The 26,956-nt window shown below is 70.1% G+C and carries 20 protein-coding genes and 1 pseudogene; 7 read left to right on the top strand and 14 right to left on the bottom strand.

Translation table 11 applies throughout. The features are described from left to right. Window positions 1-234: 234 nt before the first annotated feature. The 3 genes from ACFWU9_RS27555 to ACFWU9_RS27545 all read right to left on the bottom strand — a co-directional run bounded on the left by ACFWU9_RS27555 (window position 235) and on the right by ACFWU9_RS27545 (window position 5,957). Entirely contained in the window at window positions 235-1,695 is a 1,461-nt protein-coding gene (locus ACFWU9_RS27555; RefSeq protein ID WP_384323009.1) for an aldehyde dehydrogenase family protein, read from the bottom strand. A 292-nt stretch (window positions 1,696-1,987) separates the two neighbouring features. Further along, a complete protein-coding gene (locus ACFWU9_RS27550) occupies window positions 1,988-3,571 on the bottom strand; it encodes a PucR family transcriptional regulator (protein ID WP_384323027.1) in 1,584 nt (527 codons plus the stop codon). A 205-nt stretch (window positions 3,572-3,776) separates the two neighbouring features. Next, window positions 3,777-5,957 (bottom strand): ATP/GTP-binding protein, encoded by a 2,181-nt coding sequence (locus ACFWU9_RS27545; RefSeq protein ID WP_384323007.1) that lies wholly within the window; start codon window positions 5,955-5,957, stop codon window positions 3,777-3,779. A gap of 514 nt (window positions 5,958-6,471) precedes the next feature. On the opposite strand from ACFWU9_RS27545, the gene gabT reads away from it, so the two are divergent. Then, window positions 6,472-7,806 (top strand): 4-aminobutyrate--2-oxoglutarate transaminase, encoded by a 1,335-nt coding sequence (gene gabT, locus ACFWU9_RS27540; protein WP_384323005.1) that lies wholly within the window; start codon window positions 6,472-6,474, stop codon window positions 7,804-7,806. Between the two features lie 514 nt (window positions 7,807-8,320). On the opposite strand, the gene ACFWU9_RS27535 is transcribed toward gabT, so the two are convergent. Next, a complete protein-coding gene (locus ACFWU9_RS27535) occupies window positions 8,321-8,464 on the bottom strand; it encodes a hypothetical protein (protein ID WP_384323003.1) in 144 nt (47 codons plus the stop codon). A gap of 42 nt (window positions 8,465-8,506) precedes the next feature. Here ACFWU9_RS27535 and ACFWU9_RS27530 point away from each other — a divergent pair, with 42 nt between their 5' ends. Then, window positions 8,507-8,953, top strand: a complete 447-nt coding sequence (locus ACFWU9_RS27530; RefSeq protein ID WP_384323001.1) for a phosphatase PAP2 family protein — start codon at window positions 8,507-8,509, stop codon at window positions 8,951-8,953. Between the two features lie 58 nt (window positions 8,954-9,011). On the opposite strand, the gene ACFWU9_RS27525 is transcribed toward ACFWU9_RS27530, so the two are convergent. The 8 genes and pseudogenes from ACFWU9_RS27525 to ACFWU9_RS27490 form a co-directional block, all read right to left on the bottom strand. Beyond that, complete coding sequence (locus ACFWU9_RS27525) at window positions 9,012-10,835, bottom strand: chitinase (protein ID WP_384322999.1); 1,824 nt, start codon at window positions 10,833-10,835, stop codon at window positions 9,012-9,014. A 359-nt stretch (window positions 10,836-11,194) separates the two neighbouring features. After that, a pseudogene (locus tag ACFWU9_RS27520) lies at window positions 11,195-11,659 on the bottom strand (hypothetical protein); the annotation flags it as partial. Window positions 11,660-11,932: 273 nt separating this feature from the next. Next, the gene (locus tag ACFWU9_RS27515) at window positions 11,933-13,348 is read right to left on the bottom strand and encodes an NAD(P)/FAD-dependent oxidoreductase (RefSeq protein ID WP_384322997.1); all 1,416 of its coding nucleotides are present in this window, start codon (window positions 13,346-13,348) and stop codon (window positions 11,933-11,935) included. A gap of 25 nt (window positions 13,349-13,373) precedes the next feature. Continuing rightward, window positions 13,374-14,168 carry an ABC transporter permease gene (locus tag ACFWU9_RS27510; protein WP_384322995.1) on the bottom strand — a complete coding sequence of 265 codons (795 nt, stop codon included), beginning with the start codon at window positions 14,166-14,168 and terminating at the stop codon, window positions 13,374-13,376. After that, window positions 14,168-15,103, bottom strand: coding sequence for an ABC transporter permease (locus tag ACFWU9_RS27505; RefSeq protein ID WP_384322993.1), 936 nt, complete (start codon window positions 15,101-15,103; stop codon window positions 14,168-14,170). The genes ACFWU9_RS27510 and ACFWU9_RS27505 overlap by 1 nt, the downstream gene beginning before the upstream one ends. Further along, the gene (locus ACFWU9_RS27500) at window positions 15,100-16,266 is read right to left on the bottom strand and encodes an ABC transporter ATP-binding protein (RefSeq protein ID WP_384322991.1); all 1,167 of its coding nucleotides are present in this window, start codon (window positions 16,264-16,266) and stop codon (window positions 15,100-15,102) included. The genes ACFWU9_RS27505 and ACFWU9_RS27500 overlap by 4 nt, the downstream gene beginning before the upstream one ends. Before the next feature lie 173 nt (window positions 16,267-16,439). Beyond that, the gene (locus ACFWU9_RS27495) at window positions 16,440-17,687 is read right to left on the bottom strand and encodes a PotD/PotF family extracellular solute-binding protein (protein ID WP_384322989.1); all 1,248 of its coding nucleotides are present in this window, start codon (window positions 17,685-17,687) and stop codon (window positions 16,440-16,442) included. Between the two features lie 38 nt (window positions 17,688-17,725). Continuing rightward, the gene (locus tag ACFWU9_RS27490) at window positions 17,726-19,252 is read right to left on the bottom strand and encodes a gamma-aminobutyraldehyde dehydrogenase (RefSeq protein WP_384322987.1); all 1,527 of its coding nucleotides are present in this window, start codon (window positions 19,250-19,252) and stop codon (window positions 17,726-17,728) included. 243 nt (window positions 19,253-19,495) lie between these two features. Here ACFWU9_RS27490 and ACFWU9_RS27485 point away from each other — a divergent pair, with 243 nt between their 5' ends. Beyond that, window positions 19,496-20,056, top strand: a complete 561-nt coding sequence (locus tag ACFWU9_RS27485) for an NADAR family protein (protein WP_384323025.1) — start codon at window positions 19,496-19,498, stop codon at window positions 20,054-20,056. Between the two features lie 194 nt (window positions 20,057-20,250). Here ACFWU9_RS27485 and ACFWU9_RS27480 read toward each other — a convergent pair whose 3' ends face one another. Then, window positions 20,251-21,009, bottom strand: coding sequence for a DUF4190 domain-containing protein (locus ACFWU9_RS27480; protein WP_384322985.1), 759 nt, complete (start codon window positions 21,007-21,009; stop codon window positions 20,251-20,253). Between the two features lie 161 nt (window positions 21,010-21,170). Here ACFWU9_RS27480 and ACFWU9_RS27475 point away from each other — a divergent pair, with 161 nt between their 5' ends. After that, window positions 21,171-22,196: an adenosine deaminase gene (locus ACFWU9_RS27475; protein WP_384322983.1), complete on the top strand. Its 1,026-nt coding sequence runs from the start codon at window positions 21,171-21,173 to the stop codon at window positions 22,194-22,196. 101 nt (window positions 22,197-22,297) lie between these two features. Then, the gene (locus ACFWU9_RS27470; RefSeq protein WP_384323023.1) at window positions 22,298-22,999 is read left to right on the top strand and encodes a glycerophosphodiester phosphodiesterase; all 702 of its coding nucleotides are present in this window, start codon (window positions 22,298-22,300) and stop codon (window positions 22,997-22,999) included. Between the two features lie 358 nt (window positions 23,000-23,357). Here the strand turns inward: ACFWU9_RS27470 and ACFWU9_RS27465 are convergent, their stop codons facing one another. Continuing rightward, a complete protein-coding gene (locus ACFWU9_RS27465) occupies window positions 23,358-24,806 on the bottom strand; it encodes a gamma-aminobutyraldehyde dehydrogenase (RefSeq protein WP_384323021.1) in 1,449 nt (482 codons plus the stop codon). A gap of 190 nt (window positions 24,807-24,996) precedes the next feature. On the opposite strand from ACFWU9_RS27465, the gene ACFWU9_RS27460 reads away from it, so the two are divergent. Next, the gene (locus tag ACFWU9_RS27460) at window positions 24,997-25,494 is read left to right on the top strand and encodes an Lrp/AsnC family transcriptional regulator (RefSeq protein WP_384322982.1); all 498 of its coding nucleotides are present in this window, start codon (window positions 24,997-24,999) and stop codon (window positions 25,492-25,494) included. Next, window positions 25,479-26,858, top strand: coding sequence for an aspartate aminotransferase family protein (locus ACFWU9_RS27455; protein ID WP_384322979.1), 1,380 nt, complete (start codon window positions 25,479-25,481; stop codon window positions 26,856-26,858). The genes ACFWU9_RS27460 and ACFWU9_RS27455 overlap by 16 nt, the downstream gene beginning before the upstream one ends. Window positions 26,859-26,956 lie beyond the last annotated feature (98 nt).

The following is a 26,956-nucleotide window of genomic DNA, read 5'->3' as shown; positions in this document are numbered from 1 at the left end:
TAGTTTGGTCGGCAGCTTCTGTTGTTTATAAGAGACTGGGCCGCGAGGGGGCGGGGTCGTCCCCCCATCCCGCGCGACCGCGGGGGCCGCACTACGGCGGCCCCGGCGGTCTTCTCCTCGGTACGGATGTGGCGGAGGCGGGGGCGGGGGGCGGCTTACGGGGCCGCATACGGCTCTGTCACCCCCGGCCCCGTTACGCCCGGGCGGCCTGGCCGCCCGCCCCGTCGACCCGGGCTAGAGGGCGAGGCCGGTGAAGACCATCACCCGCTCGTAGGTGTAGTCGTCCATCGCGTACTTCACGCCCTCACGACCGACGCCGGACTGCTTGACGCCGCCATAGGGCATCTGGTCGGCACGGTACGACGGGATGTCGCCGACGATCACGCCGCCGACCTCGAGCGCCCGGTGCGCGCGAAACGCCGCCTGCACGTCGTGGGTGAACACGCCTGCCTGGAGGCCGTACTTGGAGTCGTTCACCATCTCGAACGCCGCCTCCTCGCTGTCGACGCTGCTGAGGGTGAGAACGGGGCCGAAGACCTCCTCGCAGGAGATCGTGACGTCCGGCGGTACGTCGGCGAGAACGGTGGGCGCGTACGACGCCCCGTCGCGCTTTCCGCCGGCCAGGAGCCGGGCGCCCCCCGCAACGGCCTCGTCCACCCACGCCTCGACGCGCTTGGCGGCATCCTCGCTGACGAGGGGGCCCACGTCGGTGGCGTCGTCGGACGGGTCGCCGGTGACCTGCGCCTCGACGGCGGCGACGATCTTCGGTACGAGACGCTCGTACAGGGACGCGTCCGCCACGACGCGCTGGACCGAGATGCAGGACTGGCCGCCCTGGTAGTTGGCGAACGTACCGATCCGGGTCGCCGCCCAGTCGAGATCCTTCTCGCTCGCGTAGTCGGCGAGGACAACTGCCGCACCGTTGCCGCCGAGTTCGAGCGTGCAGTGCTTCCGCGGCACCGAGTCCATGATGGCGAAGCCGACCTTGTCGGAGCCGGTGAAGGAGATCACCGGCAGCCGCTCGTCCTGTACGAGGGCGGGCATCCGGTCGTTGGCGACGGGCAGCACCGACCAGGCACCGGCGGGCAGGTCGGTCTCGGCGAGCAGCTCTCCGATGAGCAGGCCGGAGAGCGGCGTCGCGGGGGCCGGCTTGAGGATGATCGGGGTGCCGACAGCGATGGCCGGGGCGATCTTGTGCGCGCAGAGGTTCAGCGGGAAGTTGAACGGCGCGATGCCGAGGACCGCTCCGCGCGGGAAACGGCGGGTGAGCGCCAGGCGGCCGGTGCCGCCTGCGTCGGTGTCGAGTCGCTGTGCCTCGCCACCGTTGAAGCGGCGGGACTCCTCGGCCGCGAAGCGGAAGACCGAGATGGCACGGCCCACCTCTCCGCGCGCCCACTTCATGGGCTTGCCGTTCTCGGCGGAGATCAGGCGTGCGATCTCCTCGGTGCGCTCGACGAGACGGCGCGACACATGGTCGAGCGCGGCGGCCCTGACATGCGCGGGCGTCGCGGCGAACTCGTCGCGCACGGCATACGCGGCGGCGACGGCCTCCTCGACCTGGGCGTCGGTCGGGACGGCGACCTTGCCAACAAGCCGGCCGTCCCACGGTGAGGTGACGTCGAGGGTCTCCTCACCTGTGGCCCGGCGCCCGGCGAGCCAGAACGCATGGGGGGCTGCCACAGTTTCGTTCGGCATTACGAGTCCCGGCCCTTCCGAAGTGGTGGTGTTGTCCCCTCCACCGTAGGGGCGCGGGCCACGGACGTGATTTGTCCGGGGTGGAGTGGTGGCCGGTGGGCGCTGCGACGCTTTGGCATACGCGACGGTCGGCGCGCCGGTTCGACGAGGAGGCGCATCGGGCTGCGTCGATCCCCCGCACCGGGCGGGGGCCGGGAGCGATCGTGGCCGGGTGTGTGCGAGCGCGCCAACTGCCGAACATGTCGCGGCAGTTGAGGCGGGAAGCGGGCAGCGCCCGAGGATCGGCCCGGTCTCAGCTCTGGGGCCCCGGTGGCGGCGTCGCCGATGTGGTCTTGAGAGCGAGCCAGAGCTCCATCCGTACGTCCGGGTCGTCCAGGGTGCGGCCCAGGATCTCCTCGACGCGACGCATGCGGTAACGCAGCGTATGCCGGTGCACCCCCAGGTCCGCCGCCGCGGCATCCCACTGACCGTGGCGCGAGAGCCACGCCCTGAGGGAGTCCACCAGGTCGCCGCGCCCCTTGGCGTCGTGCTCGTACAGCGCGCGCAGCATGCCGTCCGCGAAGGCACGTACCGCGTCGTCGGCGAGAAGCGGCAGGAGCGAGCCGGCAGCCAGTTCCTCGTGTTCCACGAGCGCGCGGCCCCGTCGGCGCGCGACCGACAGCGACTGTTCGGCCTGTTTGTACGCGCCTGCCGCCGCGATCGGCCCCGTCGGGGCGGAGAGGCCGATGACGATCCCGGCGTCGTCCGCCTCCTGCTCCTTGTACGTCTCGCATGCGGCGGCGACCGCGCCGGCGTCGGCCGCGAGGACGACGAGGCGTTCCTCGCCGTCGGGCACGGCGAGCACCGCTTCCCCACCCTGCGCCGCCGACGCCTCCAGTGAGTCGGTCAGTGACTGGAGCGGATCCTCGGCGGCGGCGTCACGGGCCTCGGCCGTCGCCTCGGCGGGTTCGGCGACGAGCAGACGGAACGGGGCGTCCAGCAGCCCCCCGTACAGATCTCCCGCCACCGCCCGAGCATGGTCGGGCTGCCCGGAGAGCAGCATCCGCAGCACCGCCGACCCCAGCCGCTGCTCGGCCTCCTGAAGCGCGCGTGACCGCTCCGTGGTGAGCGTCAGCAGGGCGACGGCCGAGTGCACGGCGTACCTCTCCGCGGTGCCCAACGCCGCCCCCGTACCGACGGCGAGCGCGCCCCGTACGCGGCGCCCGGTGCCCAGCGACTGGAGCTCAACCCGGTCGTCCGGATCGCCGACCACGGCGCTGGCGGGGGCGGGGCGCTTCCGCAGCCGTTCCACCTCGGGCGTGAGCCGGGCGGCGCGGCGTGCGGCCCAGTCGGGCGCGGCAGCTGTCACGGCGCCGGTCGCGTCGTAGAGGGCGGCCCAGCCGTCGATGTGCGCGGCGAGGCGGGTGAGCAGGGCGGCGGGGCCTTCGGAGAGTGCCGCGCGGGTCAGTTCCCGCTGCGCTTCGAAGCCCGCCGTGACCGACCGGTACTGATCCGCCGCGATGGCCGCGGAGACCGCCTTGCTGATGGCGAGGAAGGGCGTACGGCGCGGCACCGCCAGCAGCGGCAGCCCCTCCGCGCGGGCGGCGTCGACAAGGGCGCCCGGGATGTCCTCGTAGTTGACGCCGACGGCGAAGCCGAGCCCGACGACACCCGCCCCGACGAGGCGCCGTACGTAGCGCCGCATGGCCTCGGGGTCCTCGGCGTGCAGGGTGACAGCCGTCACGAGCAGCAGCTCGCCGCCGTCCATGTACGGCACCGGGTCTTCGAGTTCACTGACATGCGCCCAGCGCACCGGCGTATCGAGCCGGTCCTCCCCAGCGCGCACGGTGAGCTTGAGCGCCGAGTGCTGGATGAGGGACGCGAGCGTGGGCGGCATGGCGAACCGTAGGACCTTCATGAAGAGGATGCGTGGGCATTTTCGCCGTCCCGTAGAAACGGCGTACCTCAATTCTGCCAGGGTGTACGAGAAGCCGGTACGGCCCAGGCGATGCGGACAGAGCGCGGCGGGACCGATGCCGTGCCCCGGACCGCCGACGCCGCCTCCGTACATAGGTACGCGCGACGCCGGTGGTCGGGCGTACCTATGTACGGAGGTCCACCAGCATCGGCGGAGTGTGCTCCCCGCCGACCGTGGTCAGCGAGAGGACCGCGTGGCCCGCCGGCAGGGAGTGAGCCAGGTCGGACGCCGACCAGCGTTCACGCTCGACCTCCCGCACCGTGACGGCCTCGGCGGTGGCGGCCTTGCCGGTCACCAGCCGCCGCATGAAGTGAACCGCCTTCGTGAGCGGCTCGTCGGAGATGATCTGCCGGTTGGTGACGTCGCGGGTCTGGACCCACTCCTTGCCCCAGCTCTCGGCGAAGCGACCGCCGTCCCACGGCCCGAGCCCGGAGAACGCCATGCGGCACCCCACGGCGCCGAGGAGCGGACCACGCAGCGGGTCCGGTACGTCCTCCAGCGTGCGCAGCGCGAGGACCACGCCGGCGTTCGCGGAGCGCAGCCGCTGGACGGCACGGACGGAGTCACCGGTCACCGTGTACGTCGCGTCGTCCAGGACCAGACAGGCGAAGAGCGACCGGTCCGCGCGGGCGAGCGCGGCGTCGGTGAACTGGGCGAGAAGCAACCGGGCGATGATCCGTGACGCCTCGGCGTGGCCCCGTTCCGGCAGGTCGATCCGGACCCTCAGCGGATGCTCGATGGCGCGCAGCGAGAAGGAACGGCTCCTGCCGTCCGTACGGAAGAACTCGGCGAAGGCGGGCCGGTCGAGGAAGGCGAGGCGTTCGGCCAGGAGGACGCCGATGTCGTCGCCCCGTGTCGACTGCCGCTCGCGGGCGTCCAGCTCACGCAGCTGGGCCGCCGCGCCGGCGTCGTCGGAGGTCTCCAGAGCGGTGCGCAGCGATTGGAGGGCCGTGGGGGAACCGCCGATCAGTTCGCGCAGTTCCGGGACGGCGGGGAAGCGCCCGTGGACGCTTCGGTACGGGCCGATGAGCTGGGCGAGGGCGGTAGCGGCCCTGCGCCGGTCCCCGCCGGGGAGAGTGGCCGCCAGATCGCCCACCAGGGCCTCGGAGAGTGTCCTGGCGGCCTCGTCGGGGTCGTCGGCGCTTCCGTAGAGGTCGAGGTCGTGCGTGGCGTCGGGGCGGCCCACGGCGATCACGAGGTCGAACGAGTCGTCGGGCGCGAGCGCCGCACCGTCGGCGGTGACGGCGACGACGGCGGCGCGGTTGGCGAGCGCCTGGAGGCAGAGCGATTCGACGACGGGGCGGATCAGTCGGACCGTCTTGCCGGAGCCGGCGGGACCGACGGCGAGCAGCGACGTGCCGAGCAGCCCCGGTTCGAGGGCGACTCCCGTCGTACGCCGCGCGTACGGGTTGCGGGGGTGGTCCGCCGCGGTGCCGATCCTGACCTGCCCGGTGGCAAGGTCGTGGTTTGCGGTACGCAACGGCAGGTCGCGTACCCCCGAAGGGTGCGCGCAGGCGCCCGCCCCGTGCGCACGGACGGTGTCGGTGAAGGCGGGCAGCCGTTCGGGGCGGGTGCGGACGCCTTGCCAGGCGCGGCGGATCCGCGCGTAGTCGACATCGCTGAGGGTGCCGCGGTGGACGGCGTCGGCGAGCTTGGCGGCGGCTTCGGTGAGCCCCGCAGCGCGGAGCTCTGGCCAGTCCGCGGGGTCGGCGCCGGGCGGGGGCGGCGGGGGCGGCTCGTCCGGCATGGGCATCCCGAGGCGCCGACGTACGGGGGGCCAGGTGCCGGCGCGTCCGACGACGGCCAGCACGGCGGCGACGAGCAGTACGTAGTAGACGTTCGACACCCAGGTGAGCCAGGTGACGGTGCGCGGCATCTCACGCCAGAAACCCGGCAGTAGTACGAAGAGCGGCCACAGGGGCACCCCGTAGCGCCGCCAGACCTCGTTCCAGTTGCCGATACGGCCGAAGCCGATGGCGAGCAGGCTGATGACGAGCGCGTAGTAGAGATAGCTCGCCGCGACGTACAGCTCGACATGGGGGCTGGTCTGCGACCGCCACTCCTCGGGGGTCAGCCACTGGATCGGCAGGAGCCACCAGCTGTCGCCGAAGATCCACCAGCCGCCCAGGTAGCCGTTCCAGAGCAGTGACCAGACGAGCCAGCCGCAGAGGTACGCGACGAGGGCGCCGCTGAACAGTTGACGGGCCGGTACCTGCTCGGGCTCCTCCGGGGGGCGCGGGCGGTGGCCGAGGCGCCAGATGCCCGGTTCAGCCTCGGGGCGGGGGATCCGCAGCCAGTCGGCCACGGACGCGCCGATGCCGGGGGCCGGCGCGTGCGTCGGCGAGGGGGGAAGGGCCGGGGAGGCTGGGGGCGCGGCGTAGCCCGTCGGCGCGGCGTCCGGGGGCGGTACGGCCGGCGGCCCCGGGGCGGCGGTTGAGGGTGGCGGCGGCGTGGGGGGCTGCGGCGGTGGTCCCGCCGGACGGGGCACGGGATTGGCTCGTGTGCCGCGCGGGTCGTGCGTGCCGTCGGTGTTCATGAACCCCTGTCCCCTGACCAGCCAGGTCCGCTCTGTACGGGGCTCAATCTAGTGCCGATGCACGGGGAGTTCACCGTTGCGGCCGTACGGAGTGTTGGTCGCTGGCCCCGTACGGCGCCCGGAACGACGGGGCGAGTCCTATGTCCGCGGCGGACAACGACACGCCCCGGATGCTCCCGAACGGCGCATGCCCGCCGCCCACCTCCGCCCCTAGCCTGCGAAGTGAAGGCAGATGCGAGAACGCGATCCACGTAGCGTCCGGAACCACCCCCAGGAGCCCCTCATGACCGTAATTCCGCAGGAGCGGCGCGTCGTCACCGCCATCCCCGGTCCCAAGTCTCTGGAGCTGCAGAGCCGCCGTACCGCCTCGGTCGCCGCCGGCGTGGGATCCGTGATGCCCGTCTTCGCGGCCCGTGCGAGCGGCGGCGTCGTCGAGGACGTGGACGGCAACAGCTTCATCGACTTCGGGTCCGGCATCGCGGTGACGTCCGTCGGTTCCTCCGCGGAAGCCGTCGTACGCCGTGCCACGGCGCAGCTCGCCGACTTCACCCACACCTGTTTCATGGTCACGCCGTACGAGGGCTACGTGGAGGTCTGTGAGCAGCTCGCCGAGCTGACCCCGGGCGACCACGCGAAGAAGTCCGCGCTGTTCAACTCGGGCGCCGAGGCGGTCGAGAACGCCGTGAAGATCGCCCGCTCGTACACGAAGCGCCAGGCGGTCGTGGTCTTCGACCACGGCTACCACGGCCGTACGAACCTCACGATGGCGCTGACCTCGAAGAACATGCCGTACAAGGACGGCTTCGGTCCGTTCGCGCCGGAGATCTACCGCGTCCCCGTGGCGTACGGCTACCGCTGGCCGACCGGCCCGGAGAACGCCGGCGCCGAGGCCTCCGCGGCGGCCATCGACCAGATCAGCAAGCAGGTCGGCGCGGAGAACGTCGCGGCGATCGTCATCGAGCCGCTGCTCGGCGAGGGCGGCTTCATCGAGCCGGCGAAGGGCTTCCTGCCCGCGCTTGCGAAGTTCGCCAAGGACAACGGCATCGTCTTCGTGGCGGACGAGATCCAGTCCGGTTTCTGCAGGACGGGCCAGTGGTTCGCGTGCGAGGACGAGGGAGTCGTACCGGACCTGATCACCACGGCGAAAGGCATCGCCGGCGGCCTGCCGCTGGCCGCCGTCACGGGGCGCTCGGAGATCATGGACGCGCCGCACTCGGGCGGCCTCGGCGGTACGTACGGCGGCAACCCGGTGGCCTGCGCCGCCGCGCTCGGCGCCATCGAGACGATGCGGGAGCTGGACCTCGTCTCGAAGGCCCGGCGCATCGAGGAGATCATGAAGCCTCGTCTCAAGGAGATGGCCGAGAAGTTCGACGTCATCGGCGACGTACGGGGCCGTGGCGCGATGCTCGCTCTCGAACTGGTCAAGGACCGGGACACCAAGGAGCCGAACCCGGAGGCGACGGCGGCGCTCGCCAAGGCGTGCCACATGGAGGGGCTGTTGGTCCTCACGACCGGCACGTACGGCAACGTGGTCCGCTTCCTGCCGCCGCTGGTGATCGGCGAGGACCTCCTTACGGAGGGCCTGGACATCCTGGAGCAGGCGCTCGCCGGAATCTGACCGCGCGGGGGGCCCATCCGCCGCGACGTACGGGGCCGTACGCACCGTACGGAGCGGTCGCCGCGCCGTCGGCGCCGTACGGGGCGCGCGGCCCAGTCCGTCGAAGTCCCGGAACCCGCTTCCGTACACGGTGCTTCGTCCCCTCCGTACCCTGGGACTCGGTCGCCCCGTACGGTGCGGGCCACGGGGGCGGGCCTGTGAAGAAGGTGTGCGGGGCCGATGGCGGGTTGAGCTTGCCGCTGTCGGACCTCACGGCCCTGACGTACGGTTTCCGCAGATGAATGAAACACCCCGCTCGCAGGAGACTGCGGGCGACCCCACGGCGGCGCATCCCCAGCCCCGTCCTGGTCGCGTCTTCGGGCGCACTGGAGCATCCAGCTCCGGAAATCCTCACCGATCGGACGGCCGCCCGCCCCAAACCCCCCGGGGCGCGCGGCGACCCGATCCCGGCGGCCGTCTCGGAACTACCCCCCCTGTTCCGGGGCGGCCGGCGTCTTTCTCCGGGCGCGTCGGCTCAGCCGGTCCCCTCGGCCTCTTCACTCCCCTCACGGCGTTCGCTCTCTGCGCCGTTCTCTTCGCTCTCGTCACCTGGCAGGTCGCCGCCGGTGGCCCGCTCCGTGATGCCGACGAGCGGCTGGGGCGTGACGCCTTCGGACACGGCCCCAGCGGGCTGACGGAGTTCCTGGCCGATCTCGGTGGGATGCCGGTCGCCCTGCCCGTCCTGGCCGTCGCGGTCGCGTACGCGGTGTGGCGGGGGCACCGTGCGCGGGCCGCGGCGGTCGTGGTGGCCATGGGCGCAGTTCCGCTGCTGGTGATGCCGCTCAAGCTCTGGATCGACCGGACGGGGCCACTGACGGCGGAGTCCGGCTACTACCCCTCGGGACACACCGCGACGGCGATGGTCGCCTACTGCGGCGCTGCGTTGTTGCTGCTCAGCCCGCCCCGTACGGGGCGCGGATGGGCGATGCCCGTCGCCGTGGTGCTCACTGCGGCGACGAGCATCGGGCTGGTGCTACGGGGCTACCACTGGCCGCTGGACGTGCTCGGCAGCTGGCTGCTCTGCGGCATGGTGCTGGCCCTGCTGGTGACGGCCCTGCGGTGGATCGACAACCGCAGGGCCGTCGGCTCGGGAACGGCCGGCCGATAGCGACAGGATGATGGCGGCTGGCCGGCCGTTGACGTACGACGGACCTGGTCGGCCCGGCTCAGCTTCCGAAGTAGCCGTCGAAGTTGCGGGAGAACTCCCACTGGTTGAAGCGGTCCCAGTTGATCGACCAGGTCATCAGGCCGCGTAGGGCGGGCCACGTGCCGTGTGTCTGGTACGACCCGCAGTTGGTCTTCTTGGTGAGACAGTCGAGGGCCTTGTTCACCTCGGACGGGGCGGTGTGGCCGTTGCCCGCGTGCTGCGACGCCGGCAGTCCGATGGCCACCTGGCCCGGGTCCAGCGCCGGGAAGACCTTAGTAGTGTCGCCCGCCACCGGGAAACCGGTGAGGAGCATGTCGGTCATCGCGATGTGGAAATCGGCCCCGCCCATGGTGTGGTACTGGTTGTCGAGCCCCATGATCGGGCCCGAGTTGTAGTCCTGGACGTGCAGCAGGGTGAGGTCGTCGCGCAGGGCGTGGATGACGGGCAGGTACGCCCCGGCGCGCGGGTCCTGGCCGCCGAAGGGGCCGGAGCCGTAGAACTGGTAGCCGAGCTGCACGAAGAAGGTCTCCGGGGCCATCGTGAGCACGAAGTCCGCCCCGTACTTGGCCTTGAGGCTCTTCACGGCGGAGATCAGGTTGACGATGACGGGGCTCGTGGGGCTCCGGAAGTCGGTGTCGCCGTTGTTGAGGGAGAGCGAGTGGCCCTCGAAGTCGATGTCGAGGCCGTCGAGGCCGTACTCATCGATGATCTTGGACACAGAGCTCACGAACGCGTCGCGTGCGGCGGTCGAGGCGAGCTGGACCTGACCGTTCTGGCCGCCGATGGAGATCAGGACCTTCTTGCCCGCGGCCTGCTTGGCCTTGATGGCGGCCTTGAACTCGGCGGCGGATTCGACGTTCGGGCATTCGGCGACGGGGCACAGGCTGAAGCGGATGTCGCCGGAGGTGACGGAGGTCGGTTCACCGAAGGCGAGGTTGATGACGTCCCACGAGTCGGGCACGTCGGCCATGCGCGTGTAGCCGGAGCCGTTGGCGAAGCTGGAGTGGAGGTAGCCGACCAGGGCGTGGGCGGGGAGGTCGGCCCCGTTGCCGCCGTCCGCGGGCCGGGTGGTCGCGGTGACGGCGGAGGAGAGCGGGGAGCGGCCGGCGGCGTTGGTGGCCGAGACCTGAAAGCGGTAGGCGGTCGCGGGGCTCAGCCCCGTGACGGTGGTTGAGGTGCCGGTGAGGTTCAGGTCGGGAGCACCGGCGCGGTGCACCGTGTAGCCGGTGGCGCCCGTGACGGGTGACCACGCGAGGCCGACGGAGGACGAGGTCACCGACGAGGACCTGAGGCCGGCGGGGGCGGCTGGCGGCTGGCCGGTCCCACCGCCCGGTCCGACGAGGCTGAGGTCGTCGACGTGGTAGGCGGGGGTTCCGTACCAGCCGTTGGTGTAGAGCGTCACCGATGTGGTGGCGGGGCCGGTGCGGAAGGAGGTGGTGAGTTTCCGCCAACTCGGCGCGGACGGGGTCCAAGTTGAGACGTCGGTGGTGCCGGTGCCGGACGCGCCGAGGTAGACGTAGCTTCCCTGGACCCAGGCGCTCAGCGTGTACGCCGAGTCGGGCCGCACCGTGACGGTCTGGCTGCATTTCGCGTTGTCGCTGCCCGCCGGGGTGGCCTTCAGCGCTGAGGTGCCACTGTGTACGGGGGTGCTGACGGCCACGCCGCTGCCGCCCGTGCAGCTCCAGCCCGAGAGGCCGGATTCGAACCCCCCGTTGGTGGCGATGTCCACGTCGGCGGCGCGCGCCGTTTCGGCGGAGACGACGAGACCGCCGGCGGTGAGTACGGCCGCCGCGAGCGCGGCCACGAGTCTGGGGTACCGAGAAGGTCGTCTGTTGCGTTCCACAACTGCCTCCGGGCATGGCGGAATTGAGTGACCGAGCCGGGGCACAAGATGGTCCAGACCAATCCGGTTGTCAAGACCTCTGGTGCTCTACGGCTCCGACCGCCAACCGCCCGCGCAGGCTGCTCCCACCGCCCCGTGGCCCCGACGGGGCCACGCGCGCCCTGCCCGCCCTTGGCTTTCACGGCTTCCTCGCCTCACCCGTCAGGGCTCAGGTCTCAGCTCACGAGGTCATCGCCCCCGTCTCCACCGCTCGGGCCGCGCCCGCTTTCGTCGCCCGCAGCCCCACCACCGATGCCCCCGCCGTCGGCTCCACCATCGCCGTCGGCGCTGTCACCATCGCCATCGCCATCGCCGTCGGCCTGGGCCTCGGCGGCGATCTCGGCCGCCGCCTCGTGCATCGCGAGTTCCAGCAACGGCGGATCGGTGAGCGTGCCCGAGCCGTCGGGCGGGACCACCCAGCGGACCCCGCCGCCGGTACGCCCGGGGTACGGGACGACGATCCAGGTACCGCCTCCCGCGCCCCGTACCCCCATACCGATCCAGCGCGCGACGGTGCCCGGCGGTACGAAGAACCCGAGGCGCGCGTCGCCGAAGTCGGCCAGGACGGGGCCCGGCCGGTCGATGAGCCGGTTCAGTACGCCGAGTGTCGGATATCCCAGCTCACCAGGGAGGATCAGGACGTCCCAGCGCTTCCCGGCGGGAAGGAGAGCGACCCCGTGCGGGTTCCGCTCCCATTCCCACCGGCAGGCGTCCGGATCGGGCGCCACCGACGCCAGCCACTCCAGCGCGGTCCTCGCCCCCGATTGGGCCTGTGAGTCAGTCATCATGCGGCCTCCGCTCCACGTTGCTGGACAGTGCGTCCACAGAGGGAGAGAGGGAGGTCCTGCCGGATCATTACGCGAGTTCGGGCCGACAGTCGGCGGTGATGTGAGTCACACGGCCAGGAACAGGCTCGCGACGGGGCCGAATCGGGCCCGGGGCCGCGGCGCGCCCGGCGTACGACGCGACGGCCCCGCCCGCCCCAGACCCGGGACGGGCCGAACGGGGCCACGCGCGGGCCCGCGAACGCGCCGCCCGAGGCCCCCTCCGTACAGAGGTCAGCTGTCGAAGCCCAGCCCCACCCGGTCCATGGCCCTCAGCCACAGATTCCGCCGCCCACCCCTGACATCCGCCCGGGCCAGCGACCACTTCGTGAGCCCGATCCCGGCCCAGGCGGCCGGCTCCGGCGGGAACGGCACCGGCTTCGTCCTGACCATCTCCAGCCCCGTCCGCTCCGTGCGCTCCCCCGCGAGCAGATCGAGCATCACATCCGCACCGAAGCGGGTCGCACCGACACCGAGGCCGGTGTAACCGGCGGCGTACGCGACCCGCCCCCCGTGCGCCGTACCGAAGAACGGGGAGAACCGCGAACAGGTGTCGATGGCACCGCCCCACGCGTGGCTGAACCGCACGCCCTCCAACTGAGGGAAGCAGGTGAAGAAGTGGGAGGCGAGCTTGAGATAGGTCTCGGGGCGGTTGTCGAGGGCGGCGTCGAGGCGTCCTCCGTACGGATAGACCGCGTCGTAGCCGCCCCAGAGGATGCGGTTGTCGGCGGTGATCCGGAAGTAGTGGAACTGGTTCGCCCCGTCGCTGAGCCCCTGCCGCCCCTTCCAGCCGACGGAGCCGAGCTGATCCTCGCTGAGCGGTTCCGTCGTCAGGGCGTAGTCGTAGACGGGCACCGTGTAGAGCCGTACGCGTCGCACCAGGGACGGGAAGACGTTCGTGCCGAGCGCGACGTGGCGGGCCAGCACTCGGCCGTACGGCGTGCGGACAGCCATGCCGGGGCCGGAGCGGGCGAGTTCGAGGCCGGGGGTGTTCTCGTAAATCCGTACGCCGAGCTCCTGGCAGGCCCGCTTCAGCCCCCACGCGAGCCTGGCCGGATTGAGCATGGCGACGCCCCGCCGGTCCCAGAGGCCGCCGAGGAAGGTCGGCGAGTCGACCTCCGCGCGGACCGCGTCGCCGTCCAGGAGGTCCAGGCCCGTGAAGCCGGCCATGGTCGCCTCCTCGTACAACTCGCGCAGATCTTCGAGCTGGTGCGGCTCGGTGGCCACGGTGATGTCGCCGGTGCGCTCGAAGTCGCAGTCGATGGCGTAGCGCTCGACGGCCGACTCGATGCCGTCGAGGTTGCGCCCGCCGAGGTCCTCCAGCGCCCGCAGTTCGCCGGGCCAGCGGCTGAGCCCGTTGGCGAGCCCGTGGGTGAGGGAGGCGGAGCAGAAGCCCCCGTTACGGCCCGAGGCGGCCCAGCCCACCTCGCGGCTCTCGATCAGGACGACGTCGCGGCGCGGGTCGCGCTCCTTGGCGAGGAGCGCGGTCCACAGGCCGCTGTAGCCGCCGCCGACGACGAGCAGGTCGCAGCGTTCGTCGCCGGCCAGGGCGGGCACGGCGCCCGGCCTGCCGGGGTCGTCGAGCCAGTGCGCGACGGGCTGCGCGTCGGCGAGTGAGGCGGCTGCTGTACGCATGGCTCCAGGGGCCATGTCTTCCAACTCCTTCGGGTCCTGCTCAGGGGGTTGCGGCCTTCTTCCGCCGGGCGCTGACCAGCTGGCCGCCGATCACCATCAGTACGGCGATGGCGAACATCGCCGTCCCGATGACGTTGATCTGCACCGGTGTGCCGCGCTGCGCCGATCCCCACACGAACATGGGGAAGGTGACGGACGAACCGGCGTTGAAGTTCGTGATGATGAAGTCGTCGAAGGAGAGCGCGAAGGCGAGCAGGGCCCCCGCCGCGATCCCCGGGGCGGCGATCGGCAGGGTGACCCGTACGAAGGTCTGCACCGGCCCCGCGTACAGGTCGCGGGCCGCCTCCTCCAGCTTCGGATCCATCGACATGACCCGCGCCTTGACCGCCGTCACCACGAAGCTGAGGCAGAACATGATGTGCGCGATGAGGACCGTCCAGAACCCCAACTCCGCCCCCATGTTCAGGAATAGAGTCAGCAGCGACGCCGCCATCACGACTTCCGGCATGGCCATCGGCAGGAAGATCAGCGAGTTGATCGCGCCGCGCGCCCGGAAGCGATAGCGCACCAGCGCGAAGGCGATCATGGTGCCGAGGACGGTGGCCCCGATCGTCGCCCAGACGGCGATCTGGAACGAGAGCGACAGCGACTCGCAGAGGTCCGCGACGCCGCACGGGTCCTTCCAAGCGTCCAGCGAGAACGTCTGCCAGGCGTAGTTGAAGCGCCCCTTCGGCTTGTTGAAGGAGAACACCATCACGACGAGGTTCGGCAGGATCATGTACGCGAGCGTGAGCAGCCCCGCGACGACGACCGCATTGCGTCGGATCCAGCGCATCAGACCAGGTCCTCCGTCCCTGAACGGCGGATGTAGACGGTGACCACGACCAGCACGACCGCCATGAGGATGAACGAGAGCGCCGCCGCCGTCGGATAGTCGAGCACGCGCAGGAACTGGCTCTGGATCACGCTGCCGACCATCTTGGTGTCGGTGGATCCGAGCAGTTCCGCGTTGACGTAGTCGCCGCTCGCCGGGATGAAGGTCAGCAGCGTGCCGGAGACGATGCCCGGCATGGACAGCGGGACGGTGACTTTGCGGAACGTCGTCGCCGGCCTCGCGTAGAGGTCTCCGGCAGCCTCGTGCAGCCGCCCGTCGATGCGCTCCAGCGAGGTGTAGAGCGGCAGGATCATGAACGGCAGGAAGTTGTAGGTGAGGCCGCAGACGACGGCCATGGGCGTCGCCAGGACGCGGTCGTCGGCCGTCCAGCCGAGCCAGCTGGTCACGTCGAGCACCCGGAGGGTGTCCAACGCCCCGACCACGGCGCCGTCGTCGGCGAGGATCGTCTTCCAGGCGAGCGTACGGATCAGGAAGCTCGTGAAGAACGGGGCGATGACCAGGACCAGCAGGAGGTTGCGCCAGCGGCCGGCCTTGAAGGCGATGAGGTAGGCCAGCGGGTAGCCGAGCAGCAGACACAGCACGGTGGCGGTGCCCGCGTACAGCAGCGAGCGTACGAAGTGCGGGTAGTACTCCTGGAGCGCGTCCCAGTAGGTCTGGAAGTGCCAGGTGACCTTGAATCCCTCTTCCAGGGAGCCCGTCTGTACGGAGGTCGAGGCCTGGTAGACCATCGGCAGCGCGAAGAAGACCAGCAGCCAGAGGATGCCGGGCAGCAGCAGCCAGTAGGGGACGAGGCGTTTACGGCGCGGGACTTGGCGCACCGCCGTCTCCGTTTCGGGCGGCGTGGGTGGCGCGGGTGGTGCTGCGGTCGCGGTCACGCCCCCTCCTCGTCCACCGTCTTGACGCCCGCGTCGATGTCCTGCGCCGCGTCGAGTCCGAAGGTGTGCGCGGGGTTCCAGTGCAGGACCACCTCGGCCCCCGGAACGAGCCGCCCGTCGCGCTCGATGTTCTGCGCGTACACCTCCAACTCCCCACAGACGGGGCTGTTGATGACGTACTGCGTTGAGACTCCGATGAAGCTGGAGTCGACGATGCGCCCGGTGATCCGGTTACGGCCCCCGGGGATGGAACCCTCGTCGTCCGCGTGCGCGAGCGAGATCTTCTCGGGGCGTACGCCGACGAGCAGCCGACCGCCGTCCGAGACCTGCGTCGTGCACCGTTCGGCGGGCAGTCTCAGCTTCACGCCCGCCGATGTCACCACCACCTCGTCGCCGGTCTTGTCCGCGACGTCGGCCTCGATGAGGTTGGAGCTGCCGAGGAAGTTGGCGACGAAGGTGGTCTGCGGGTTCTCGTACAGCTCCGCGGGCGCGCCCAGTTGCTCGACCCGTCCCGCGTTCATCACGGCGACGGTGTCGGCCATCGTCATGGCCTCCTCCTGGTCGTGCGTGACGTGGACGAAGGTGATGCCGACCTCCGTCTGGATGCGCTTGAGTTCCAGCTGCATCTGGCGGCGCAGCTTGAGGTCGAGCGCGCCGAGGGGCTCGTCGAGCAGCAGGACCTTCGGATGGTTGATGAGCGCGCGGGCCACGGCGACGCGCTGCTGCTGCCCGCCGGAGAGCTGGTGCGGTCTGCGCTTCGCGAAGTCACCGAGCTGGACGAGGTCGAGCATGTCGCCGACCTGTTTCTTCACCGACTTGATGCCGCGACGGCGCAGGCCGAAGGCGACGTTCTCGTAGATGTCGAGGTGCGGGAAGAGCGCGTAGCTCTGGAAGACGGTGTTGACGGGGCGCTTGTGCGGCGGCAGGCCGGTGACGTCCTTGTCGCCGAGGAAGACCGATCCGGTGGTGGGGTCCTCCAGGCCGGCGATCATGCGCAGCGTGGTGGTCTTGCCGCACCCCGAGGCACCGAGGAGGGCGAAGAAGGAGCCCTCCGGGACGGTGAGGTCGAGGGGTTTGACGGCGTGGAAGGAGCCGTACGACTTGCTTATCCCGGTGAGGCGGACGTCGTCGCCGCCCCGGTCGGTGGATGCGGTCTCAGTCATGGATAACGATCCCGGGGGCTTGGGAGGGGCGGAACGGAGCGGAGGGGGCTCTGGGGGCCCGGCGAGCCTGCCGCAGGGTGAGCGGGCGGCCTGAGGAGGGCTGAGGAGCCTCACGGGGCCTCTGACGGGGCCCGTGGAAGACCCTGTAGGACCTCCCTGGGGCGCCCGGCGGCCTAGGCACCGATGAGCTTGGCGAACTTCTCCTCGTACGCCGTCTCTTCCTCACCGCTCAGCGAGCGGAAGGCGTGCGACTTCGAGGCCATCGCCGCGTCCGGAAGGATCAGCGGGTTGGACGCCATCGACTCGTCGATCTTCGCGAGCTCCGTACGGACGCCTTCGACGGGGCAGACGTAGTTGATGTACGCCGCGAGCTGCGCCGCGATCGGAAGCTCGTAGTAGTGGTCGATGAGCTTCTCGGCGTTGGTCTTGTGCCGGGCCTTCGCCGGGACGAGCAGATTGTCGCTGGAGATCATGTAACCGGACTCCGGGATGGCGAACTGGATGTCCGGGTTGTCGGCCTGGAGCTGCACGATGTCGCCGGCCCAGGCGATGCACGCCGCGATGTCGCCCTTGCTGAGGTCCGCCGTGTAGTCGTTGCCGGTGAAACGGCGGATCTGCTTCTTGTCGACGGCCTTCTGTATACGGGCGACGGCGCCGTCGAAGTCGTCGTCGGAGAAGGACGCCGGGTCCTTGCCCATGTCGAGCAGCGTCAGCCCAATCGAGTCGCGCATCTCGGAGAGGAACGACACCCGCCCCTTCAGGTCGGGATCGTCCAGCAGCTGCGATACGGACTCGATCTTGCGGCCCCCCGTCGCCTTCTTGTTGTAGGCGATGACGGAGGGGATTCCGGTCCACGGATACGTGTAGGAGCGTCCCGGGTCCCAGTCGGGCGAGCGGAACTGCTGGGACAGATTCGCGAAAGCGTGGGGCAAGTTGGCGGGATCGAGCTTCTGCGCCCACCCGAGCCGGATGATGCGGGCGGCGAGCCAGTCGGTGACGCAGATGAGATCGCGCCCCGTGTCCTGGCCGGCCGCGAGCTGCGGCTGGATCTTGCCGAAGAACTCGACGTTGTCGTTGATGTCCGCCGTGTACTTCACCTGGATCCCGGTGCTTTTCGTGAACGCCTCCAGGGTGGGGAAGCTCTTCTCGTCCTCGCTGACGTCCATGTACTCGGTCCAGTTGGAGAAAACGACGCGCTTCTCCTTCGCCGAGTGGTCGGTGGACGCGGTGCCCCCGCTCTCCCCCTTCGCGGGCGGAATCCCGCAGGCGCCGAGACCTGCCACGCCGCCGATCGTGAGCGCCCCGGCGCCGGTGGCACGCAGCAGCGAACGGCGGCTGAGCGCGCCCCGTCCGGTGCGCAGGCTGCGACGCGTCGCGGCTATCTGGGCCGCGGAGAGACGGTCTGGCTCGTACTGCTCCATGGGCGGTGCCCTTTCGGGTGAGGAGAGGGTGCGAAGGGTTAGAGACGGTCCCCGAAGATTGTGCGGTGCCAGTCCTTCCTGGCGACCGCGGTGTTGTCGTACATCACATGCTTGACCTGCGTGTACTCCTCGAACGAGTACGCCGACATGTCCTTTCCGTAACCACTTGCCTTGTAGCCGCCGTGCGGCATCTCGCTGATGATCGGGATGTGGTCGTTCACCCAGACACAGCCGGCCTTGATCTCGCGGGTGGCGCGCCCCGTGCGGTACACGTCGCGGCTCCAGACGGATGCGGCGAGGCCGTACGGGGTGTCGTTGGCGAGACGGATGGCCTCGTCGTCGGAGTCGAAGGGCAGCACGACCAGGACGGGGCCGAAGATCTCGGACTGGACGATCTCGCTGTCCTGGGCGGCGTCCACGACGAGGGTGGGGCGGTAGTACGCGCCGTCGGCGAGGCCGGTGGCGGCGGCGTCCGGGGCGGAGCCGCCGGTGACCACGCGGGCGTAGCCGCGGGCGCGGTCGACGATGCCTGCGACGCGGTCACGGTGCGCGTGCGAGATCAGCGGTCCCATGTCGGTCGACGGGGCGAACGGGTCGCCGAGGCGCACCGTCTCCATCAGCGCCGCGACGGCGCTCACGAACGCGTCGTAGAGCGGACGCTGCACATAGGCGCGGGTGGCGGCCGTGCAGTCCTGCCCCGTGTTGATGAGCGCACCGGCGACAGCGCCCTGGACGGCGGCCTCCAGGTCCGCGTCGTCGAAGACCACGAACGGGGCCTTACCGCCGAGTTCCAGATGCAATCGCTTGACGGTGCCGGTGGCGATCTCGGCGACGCGCTTGCCGACGGCGGTGGAACCGGTGAAGGAGGTCATGACGACATCGGGATGGCCCACGAGCGCCTCGCCCGCGTCGGCGCCCGCCCCGTTGACGATGTTGATCACGCCGTCGGGGATGCCGGCGTCCCGCGCCGCCTCGGCGAACATCAGCGACGTCAACGGCGTCAGCTCGGACGGCTTGAGCACGATCGTGTTGCCCGCCGCGACCGCCGGAAGGATCTTCCAGGCGGCCATCTGCAATGGGTAGTTCCAGGGGGCGATGGAACCGACCACGCCGATCGGCTCGCGACGTACGTAGGAGGTGTGGTCGCCGCTGTACTCCCCCGCCGACGCGCCCTCCAGATGACGAGCGGCCCCGGCGAAGAACGCGGCGTTGTCGACGGTCCCCGGCACGTCGAACTCCGTGGACAGCTTGATCGGCTTTCCGCACTGGAGCGACTCGGCCTCGGCGAACTCCGCCGCCCGCTCCGCGAGTACGGCGGCGAAACGGTGCAGCGCGTCGGACCGCTCCCCGGGGGTCGCGCCGGCCCAGCCCGGGTACGCCGCGAGCGCGGCGGCGACGGCGGCGTCGACGTCGGCCGGCCCCGCCAGTTCGTACGTCAACACTTCCTGCCCCGTCGCCGGGTCCACCACGGCCTGCGTACGACCCGAGGTGCCGGGACGCAGCCGGCCGTCGATGAACTGCGCACCGTCCGCGAATCGGTCCCGCGCGGGGAAGCGGTTGCCCATGACGCCCTCCGTGTTCCGGCTGTCATCCGGATGTCTCGCGGCCGCCGTCCCGGTCGATCCGGAGCCGCGAGTGTTGTTCTGGCTTGAATTGAGTGCCGATACTGACAGAGCACGGGGCGTCCAACAAGTGATTCCGTTGTTGCCTTTTGGTTACGCGACGGAATCGGTTGACCATGTGTCGCGCAACCGCCTTGTTCGGCAGACGGACTGTCAGTGGCGGCTGGCACACTCACGTGCATGGGGATGATCACGGTTGCGGAGCTGATCGACCGTACGGGTCGCGGCGAGAAGGTCAAGTATCTGCACTTCTGGGGGCACGCCCCGCGGCCGGACGGTGTCATCGGGGCGAGCTGCCTCAGTCAGTGGTGGCAGTCACCGTTCACGGTCGAGGGGATCGAGTACGCGACGGCGGAGCACTGGATGATGGCGGCCAAGGCCCGGCTCTTCGACGACGCGGAGGCGGAGCGGAAAGCGCTGGCCGCGTCCGGTCCGGCGTCGGCGAAGAAGGCGGGGCGGCTGGTACGCGGGTTCGACGAGACGGTGTGGGAGCGGGAGCGGTCCGGCATCGTCGTCGAAGGGAACGTGCACAAGTTCCGGCAGGACGACCGACTCCGCGACTACCTGCTGGGCACCGGCGATCGGGTGCTCGTCGAGGCCAGTCCGATGGACCGGATATGGGGCATCGGACTGGCGGCGGACGACGAGCGGGCGCAGGACCCGGCGCGCTGGCGCGGGCTCAATCTGCTGGGCTTCGCGCTGATGGAGGCGCGTGAGCGGCTACGGGCGGAGGCGGCTGCGGCCTGACGTGGCGGGGAGCGCCGGGGAGACAGGTAACGGAGGGGGCCGTAGGCGCCTGAAGGGACGGAGGCGGGCACCGGAGGAAGCGGGGCAGCCGCCGACGTACGGAGCGCACGGAACCGTACGGGGGGAACGGACGGCCGCGCGGGCAAGTGCCTTCTTGTGGGTGGCCGAGCCGTGTGGCCGGGCCGACAGTGGGATCAGCGGTTGGCGTCGACGACAAGCATGGCGGAGTATCCGCCCGTGCCGCTGTCGAAGTCGCTGTCGTCGTTGTTGTTCTCTTCGTTGATCGCGTCGGTGATGCCCCAGACGATGAGACCGATGACGACCACGCCGATGACGATCCCGATGGTGCCCATGATGATCCCGGAGAGGGCCTGTCCCCTGTTGGTGGCCTCACCCCGTTCGGCGCGCTTCTTGCCGACGACACCGAAGATCACGGCGAGGATGCCCAGGACGATGCCGACGACGCCGTACAGGCAGAAGAGACAGATCGACAGAATGCCGAGCGTCATCGCGGCGACGCCCATGCCGTTCGCAGGGGCGGACCAGGCACTCTGGCCGTATCCCGGATAGCCGGGGTAGGCCTGATAGCCGGGGTACGGGGGGCCGCTGGGCGCGCTCGCGCCCGGGTAGCCGTACGGACCGGAAGTCGTCGGGGCCGGCCCCCCGGGTGCTATCGGCGGTGGCGGTACGGCTCCGAAGGCCGCCCCGGCGCCAGGGGCGGCAGCCCCGCCCGGCTCCGGGCCCGCACCGGGGCTGGGGCTGGGGCTGGGGCTGGGGCTGGGGCTGGGGAACGAGGTGACAGTCGGCTGGTCGTAGATGGGCCGGACCGGAGGCTCGTCCTGCAGGTGCCCGGGCGCCTGTTCCGGCTTGCCCAACGGCACCTTGCGCTCCGGCGGCGCCCAGGGATCGCTCGGTACCTGGCCGCCCGACGGCTGCCCGCTACTGTCAGACATTGTTCTCCCCCATCGTGATTCCGTCATGCTAAGGCCTCTGCCGGTCGCCCCAGCCACCCCGCCTACGATGATCCTGTCCGGATACAGCCCTGGGCAGGGGGATGTCCTGCCCGGCGGACGGCGACACCCTTTCCGCCGCCGCTCAGCACGCGGAGGACCCGATGACCGACCTTCTTCCCTTCATCGCAGGGCTGCCCAAGGCCGAGCTGCATGTCCATCACGTCGGCTCGGCCTCGCCCCGTATCGTCTCCGAACTGGCGGCCAGACACCCGAGTTCCAAGGTGCCGACCAGCCCTGAGGCGCTCGCCGACTACTTCGTCTTCACCGACTTCGCGCACTTCATCGACGTCTACCTGTCCGTCGTGGATCTGCTCCGTACGCCGGAGGACGTCCGGCTGCTCACGTTCGAGATCGCCCGCGACATGGCCCGGCAGAACATCCGCTACGCGGAGCTGACGATCACCCCCTTCAGCTCGATCCGGCGCGGCATCCCCGAGATGGCCTTCATGGAGGCGATCGAGGACGCGCGCAAGGCGGCCGAGGCCGAGTTCGGAGTCGTACTGCGGTGGTGCTTCGACATTCCGGGCGAGGCCGGTATGGAGGCCGCGGACGAGACCTTGCGCCTCGCGGTCGACCTCCGCCCCGAGGGGCTGGTCTCCTTCGGCCTCGGGGGCCCGGAGATCGGCGTCCCGCGGCCCCAGTTCAAGCCCCACTTCGACCGGGCCGTCGCGGAAGGGCTCCACTCCGTACCGCACGCCGGCGAGACGACGGGGCCCGGCACTGTGTGGGACGCGCTCAAGGAACTGAGCGCTGAACGCATCGGCCACGGCATCAGCTCCGCCCAGGACGTGGAGCTGATGGCGTACCTCGCCGAGAACCGCGTCCCCCTTGAGGTCTGCCCCACGTCCAACATCGCCACGCGGGCGGTCACGGACATCGAGCTGCACCCGATCAGGACGCTCGTGTCCGCGGGTGTGCCGGTGACGGTCAACAGTGACGACCCGCCCATGTTCGGCACCGACCTCAACAACGAGTACGTGGTGGCGGCGCGGCTGCTGGAGCTGGACGAGTCGGGGGTGGCGGGGCTCGCGAAGAACGCGGTCGAGGCGTCGTTCCTCGACCGGTCGGGCAAGGACCGGCTGAACGCGGAGATCGACACGTACACCGCGCAGTGGCTCGCCAAGTGAAGGCGGTACGGGGCGGCGCCAGCGGTCGCGGTGAGGGTGGTCGCGGTGAGGGTGGTCGCGACGCCGACGGTCGAGGAGAGGGCGCCGCGCCGCGCCCCGTCGTGGCCGTGGGGCACCGGGGCGATCCGTACCGCGTCCGTGAGAACACGCTCCCGTCGGTCCGCTCCGCACTGGAACGGGGCGCCGACGCCGTGGAGTTCGACGTACGTCTCACGCGCGACGGAGTGCCCGTCCTTCTGCACGACGCGTCGTTGAAACGGCTCTGGGGACATGACCAGGCGCTCTCGAACATCATCCATGCCGACCTGAGCGAACTGACACGGGGCGGCGTGCCCACGCTCCAGGAAGTGCTGACGGCACCAGGGCCGGTGTCGAAGGCGCGTTTCATGGTCGACCTGCCGGACGCCAGGACCGAGACGGTGAACACGGTGGTGGCGACGGTGCGCGAATGCGGCGCGGGAGAGCGGGTGTACTACTGCGCGGGCGCCAAGGCGATGCTCGCAGTACGGGCCGCCGACCCGGGCGCCGAAATCGCCATGACGTGGCAGTCGTTGGCGCCGCCGCGCCCCGTACTGCTGGAAGCGGTGCGGCCACGCTGGCTCAACTACCGCTTCGGTCTGGTGAGCCCGGAACTGACGGAGCGCGACCACCGCGACGGATATCTGGTCTCGGCCTGGACAGCGGACACGAGGCGGAGTATGCGTCGCCTGGTCGGGGCGGGAGTCGACTCGATCACGACGAACCGCATCGACGCACTCGCGGCTCTGCTGCACAGCGACGGGCTCAGTAGCCCGCAGGGGTAAGCAGAGTGAGGGAGGCGGGGGCGGGACGGGCCGAGGGGTCGGCGGCTCGCCCCAACCGCGTGGAACGGGGCCAGAGTTGACCGGTCGCCACGCCCGTACAAGCCGGACGCCTCCGCCCCGTACAGACGAGGCGGGGCACGGACGACAAGCGTGTCCGTGCCCCGGCCCGGTGGCAGCAACTCGGGCGACGTTCAAGCGAGTTGAGGAGTCGAGCCGCACCGCCGCGTCAGCGGAAGGCCGACGGCACACCTCGACGAGCGGCCGGTCACCCCCGCCCACGCCGGCTCAGCGGCACGAGGAAACGCGCACCCGACTCACCTCGGCGCACCGCACCACACCGCACCGCCTCGCCCCACCCTCACGCGTCGAGCGACGTCATCACGTGCTTGATACGGGTGTAGTCGTCGAAGCCGTACGCCGACAGGTCCTTTCCGTAGCCCGACCGCTTGAAGCCACCGTGCGGCATCTCCGCGACCAGCGGGATGTGCGTGTTGATCCACACGCAGCCGAAGTCCAGGCTCCTGGACATCCGCATCGCACGCCCGTGGTCCTTAGTCCACACCGAGGAGGCGAGAGCGAACTCCACCCCGTTCGCGTACTCCAGCGCCTGCGCCTCGTCCGTGAACGACTGGACCGTGATGACGGGGCCGAACACCTCGTTCTGGATGATCTCGTCGTCCTGCTTGAGCCCCGAGACCACGGTCGGCGCGTAGAAGTACCCCTTGTCGCCCACCCTGTGACCGCCCGCCTCCACCTTGGCGTGGGCCGGCAGCCGCTCGATGAAGCCCGAGACGTGCTTCAGCTGGTTGGCGTTGTTCAGCGGCCCGTACAGCACGTCCTCGTCGTCCGGCGCACCGGTCTTCGTCTCCGCGGCGGCCTTGGCCAGCACCGCCACGAACTCGTCGTGGATCGCCTCGTGCACCAGGACGCGGCACGCCGCCGTACAGTCCTGCCCGGCGTTGAAGAAGCCCGCCACCGAGATGTCCTCGACGGCCTTGGCGATCGCCTCGCTGTCGAGGTCGTCGAAGACCACGACGGGCGCCTTGCCGCCCAGCTCCAGATGCACCCGCTTGACGTCCCTGGAGGCGGACTCGGCGACCTGCATCCCGGCCCGTACGGAACCGGTGATCGAGACCATCGCCGGTGTCGCGTGCTCGACCATGGCGCGCCCGCTGTCGCGGTCGCCGCAGATGACGTTGAAAACGCCCTTCGGCGCGATCGCACCGATGATCTCCGCGATCAGGAGAGTGGAGGCGGGAGTGGTGTCCGACGGCTTCAGTACGACGGTGTTGCCCGCCGCCAGCGCCGGGGCGAACTTCCACACGGCCATCATCATCGGGTAGTTCCACGGTGCGACCTGCGCGCAGACGCCCACCGGCTCGCGCCGCACGATGGAGGTGAAACCGTCCATGTACTCGCCGGCCGAGCGGCCCTCGAGCATCCGCGCCGCCCCCGCGAAGAAGCGGATCTGGTCCACCATCGGGGGGATCTCTTCGGTGCGGGTCAGTTCGAGCGGCTTGCCGGTGTTCTCCGACTCCGCGGCGATCAGGTCCTCGGCGCGCTCCTCGAACGCGTCCGCGATCTTGAGCATCACCTTCTGACGCTCCGCCGGGGTGGTGTCGCGCCAGGCGGGGAACGCCGCGGCGGCCGCCTCCATCGCGGCGTCGACGTCGGCCTGGCCGGACAGCGGGGACGTCGCGTAGGCCTCGCCCGTGGCCGGGTTGACCACCTCGATGGTCCGCCCGTCGGCGGCGTCCCGGAACTCCCCGTTGATGTAGTTACGCAGACGGCGCAGCTCGGTGGTCACTGCCACCCCTCCTTACAGATGTCATGCCCGGATGTCCGATGGGTGAGATACCCACCCTAAGCGTTCTGCCGACGCTTTCGACAGGCCCGACCCCTTCGAACTTCGGATTCAGTCATAATCGAACCTCCACACAACGAATTTCATCGCTTCGGGGTTGCGAGACGGGCGAGTCGCGGTGCACAGTGAGCTGGTGGCCAGTCGCAGCGCAGACCCCAGGAACGGGCACGGAAACGGATCGTCGCCGGCGATCGACACCGTCTCCCTCGCGATCATCGAACAGCTTCAGGAGGACGGACGGCGCCCCTACGCCGCGATCGGAAAGGCCGTCGGCCTCTCCGAGGCGGCCGTACGGCAGCGCGTCCAGAAGCTGCTCGACCAGGGGGTCATGCAGATCGTGGCCGTCACCGACCCGCTGACCGTCGGCTTCCGGCGCCAGGCGATGGTCGGCATCAACGTCGAGGGGGACCTCGACCCGGTGGCCGACGCGCTCACGGAGATGGACGAGTGCGAGTACGTGGTGATGACCGCGGGCTCCTTCGACCTGATGGTGGAGATCGTCTGCGAGGACGACGACCACCTGCTGGACGTCATCAACAAACGGATCCGCGCGCTCCCCGGCGTGCGTTCCACCGAGAGCTTCGTCTACCTCAAGTTGAAGAAGCAGACCTATATGTGGGGAACCCGATAGCCGTGAGCAAGGACCTCTCCAAAACCGCTTACGACCACCTGTGGATGCATTTCACCCGCATGTCGTCGTACGAGAACGCACCCGTGCCCACCATCGTGCGTGGTGAGGGCACCTACATCTACGACGTCGACGGCAAGCGTTACCTGGACGGTCTCTCCGGCCTGTTCGTGGTCAACGCGGGCCACGGGCGCCATGAGTTGGCCGAGACCGCCTACAAGCAGGCCCAGGAACTCGCCTTCTTCCCCGTGTGGTCCTACGCCCACCCGAAGGCGGTCGAGCTGGCCGAGCGACTGGCCCACTACGCGCCCGGGGACCTCAACAAGGTCTTCTTCACCACCGGCGGCGGCGAGGCCGTCGAGACGGCCTGGAAGCTCGCCAAGCAGTACTTCAAGCTGACGGGCAAGCCCACCAAGTACAAGGTCATCTCACGCGCCGTCGCCTACCACGGAACGCCGCAGGGAGCGCTGTCCATCACCGGACTCCCCGCCCTGAAGGCCCCGTTCGAGCCACTGGTGCCGGGCGCCCACAAGGTGTCGAACACCAACATCTACCGCGCCCCGATCCACGGCGACGACCCGGAGGCCTTCGGCCGCTGGGCCGCCGACCAGATCGAGCAGCAGATCCTCTTCGAAGGCGCGGACACGGTGGCCGCCGTCTTCCTGGAGCCGGTGCAGAACGCCGGCGGCTGTTTCCCGCCCCCGCCCGGCTACTTCCAGCGGGTTCGCGAGATCTGCGACCAGTACGACGTGCTGCTCGTCTCGGACGAGGTCATCTGCGCCTTCGGCCGGCTCGGCACGATGTTCGGGTGCGACAAGTTCGGCTACGTACCGGACATGATCACCTGCGCCAAGGGCATGACGTCGGGCTACTCACCGATCGGGGCCTGCATCATCTCCGACCGTCTCGCCGAGCCCTTCTACAAAGGTGACAACACCTTCCTGCACGGCTACACCTTCGGCGGCCACCCGGTCTCCGCCGCGGTCGCTCTCACCAACCTCGACATCTTCGAGCGCGAGGGCCTCAACCAGCACGTGCTGGACAACGAGGACGCGTTCTTCTCGACGCTGCGCAAGCTCCACGACCTGCCGATAGTCGGCGACGTACGGGGCAACGGCTTCTTCTACGGCATCGAGCTCGTCAAGGACAAGGTCACCAAGGAGTCCTTCACGGACGAGGAGACGGAGCGCGTCCTGTACGGCTTCCTCTCCAAGGCCCTGTACGACAACGGGCTGTACTGCCGCGCCGACGACCGCGGGGACCCCGTCGTACAGCTCGCCCCGCCGCTGATCTCCGACCAGTCGACGTTCGACGAGATCGAGCAGATCCTGCGCACCGTGCTGACGGAGGCCTGGACCAAGCTCTGATCACCGCGGACGGCGACCGCGCCGTACGGGGCGGTGAAGGGCACGTACGGGGCGGGTGCACACCGCCCCGTGGCCCTGCCGCGCGGCCCCGCCCCGCC

This window comes from Streptomyces sp. NPDC058653 (genome assembly GCF_042716895.1).
Taxonomy (GTDB): domain Bacteria; phylum Actinomycetota; class Actinomycetes; order Streptomycetales; family Streptomycetaceae; genus Streptomyces.
This window is presented reverse-complemented; position numbering and strand designations above follow the sequence as displayed.

Coding starts and splice junctions, on each gene's coding strand:
- ACFWU9_RS27555 (WP_384323009.1), bottom strand. CDS start 1,695: ATGCCGAACGAAACTGTGGCAGCCCCCCATGCGTTCTGGCTCGCCGGG.
- ACFWU9_RS27550 (WP_384323027.1), bottom strand. CDS start 3,571: ATGCCGCCCACGCTCGCGTCCCTCATCCAGCACTCGGCGCTCAAGCTC.
- gabT (WP_384323005.1), top strand. CDS start 6,472: ATGACCGTAATTCCGCAGGAGCGGCGCGTCGTCACCGCCATCCCCGGT.
- ACFWU9_RS27530 (WP_384323001.1), top strand. CDS start 8,507: ATGCCGGTCGCCCTGCCCGTCCTGGCCGTCGCGGTCGCGTACGCGGTG.
- ACFWU9_RS27515 (WP_384322997.1), bottom strand. CDS start 13,348: ATGGCCCCTGGAGCCATGCGTACAGCAGCCGCCTCACTCGCCGACGCG.
- ACFWU9_RS27510 (WP_384322995.1), bottom strand. CDS start 14,168: ATGCGCTGGATCCGACGCAATGCGGTCGTCGTCGCGGGGCTGCTCACG.
- ACFWU9_RS27500 (WP_384322991.1), bottom strand. CDS start 16,266: ATGACTGAGACCGCATCCACCGACCGGGGCGGCGACGACGTCCGCCTC.
- ACFWU9_RS27495 (WP_384322989.1), bottom strand. CDS start 17,687: ATGGAGCAGTACGAGCCAGACCGTCTCTCCGCGGCCCAGATAGCCGCG.
- ACFWU9_RS27490 (WP_384322987.1), bottom strand. CDS start 19,252: ATGGGCAACCGCTTCCCCGCGCGGGACCGATTCGCGGACGGTGCGCAG.
- ACFWU9_RS27485 (WP_384323025.1), top strand. CDS start 19,496: ATGATCACGGTTGCGGAGCTGATCGACCGTACGGGTCGCGGCGAGAAG.
- ACFWU9_RS27480 (WP_384322985.1), bottom strand. CDS start 21,009: ATGTCTGACAGTAGCGGGCAGCCGTCGGGCGGCCAGGTACCGAGCGAT.
- ACFWU9_RS27475 (WP_384322983.1), top strand. CDS start 21,171: ATGACCGACCTTCTTCCCTTCATCGCAGGGCTGCCCAAGGCCGAGCTG.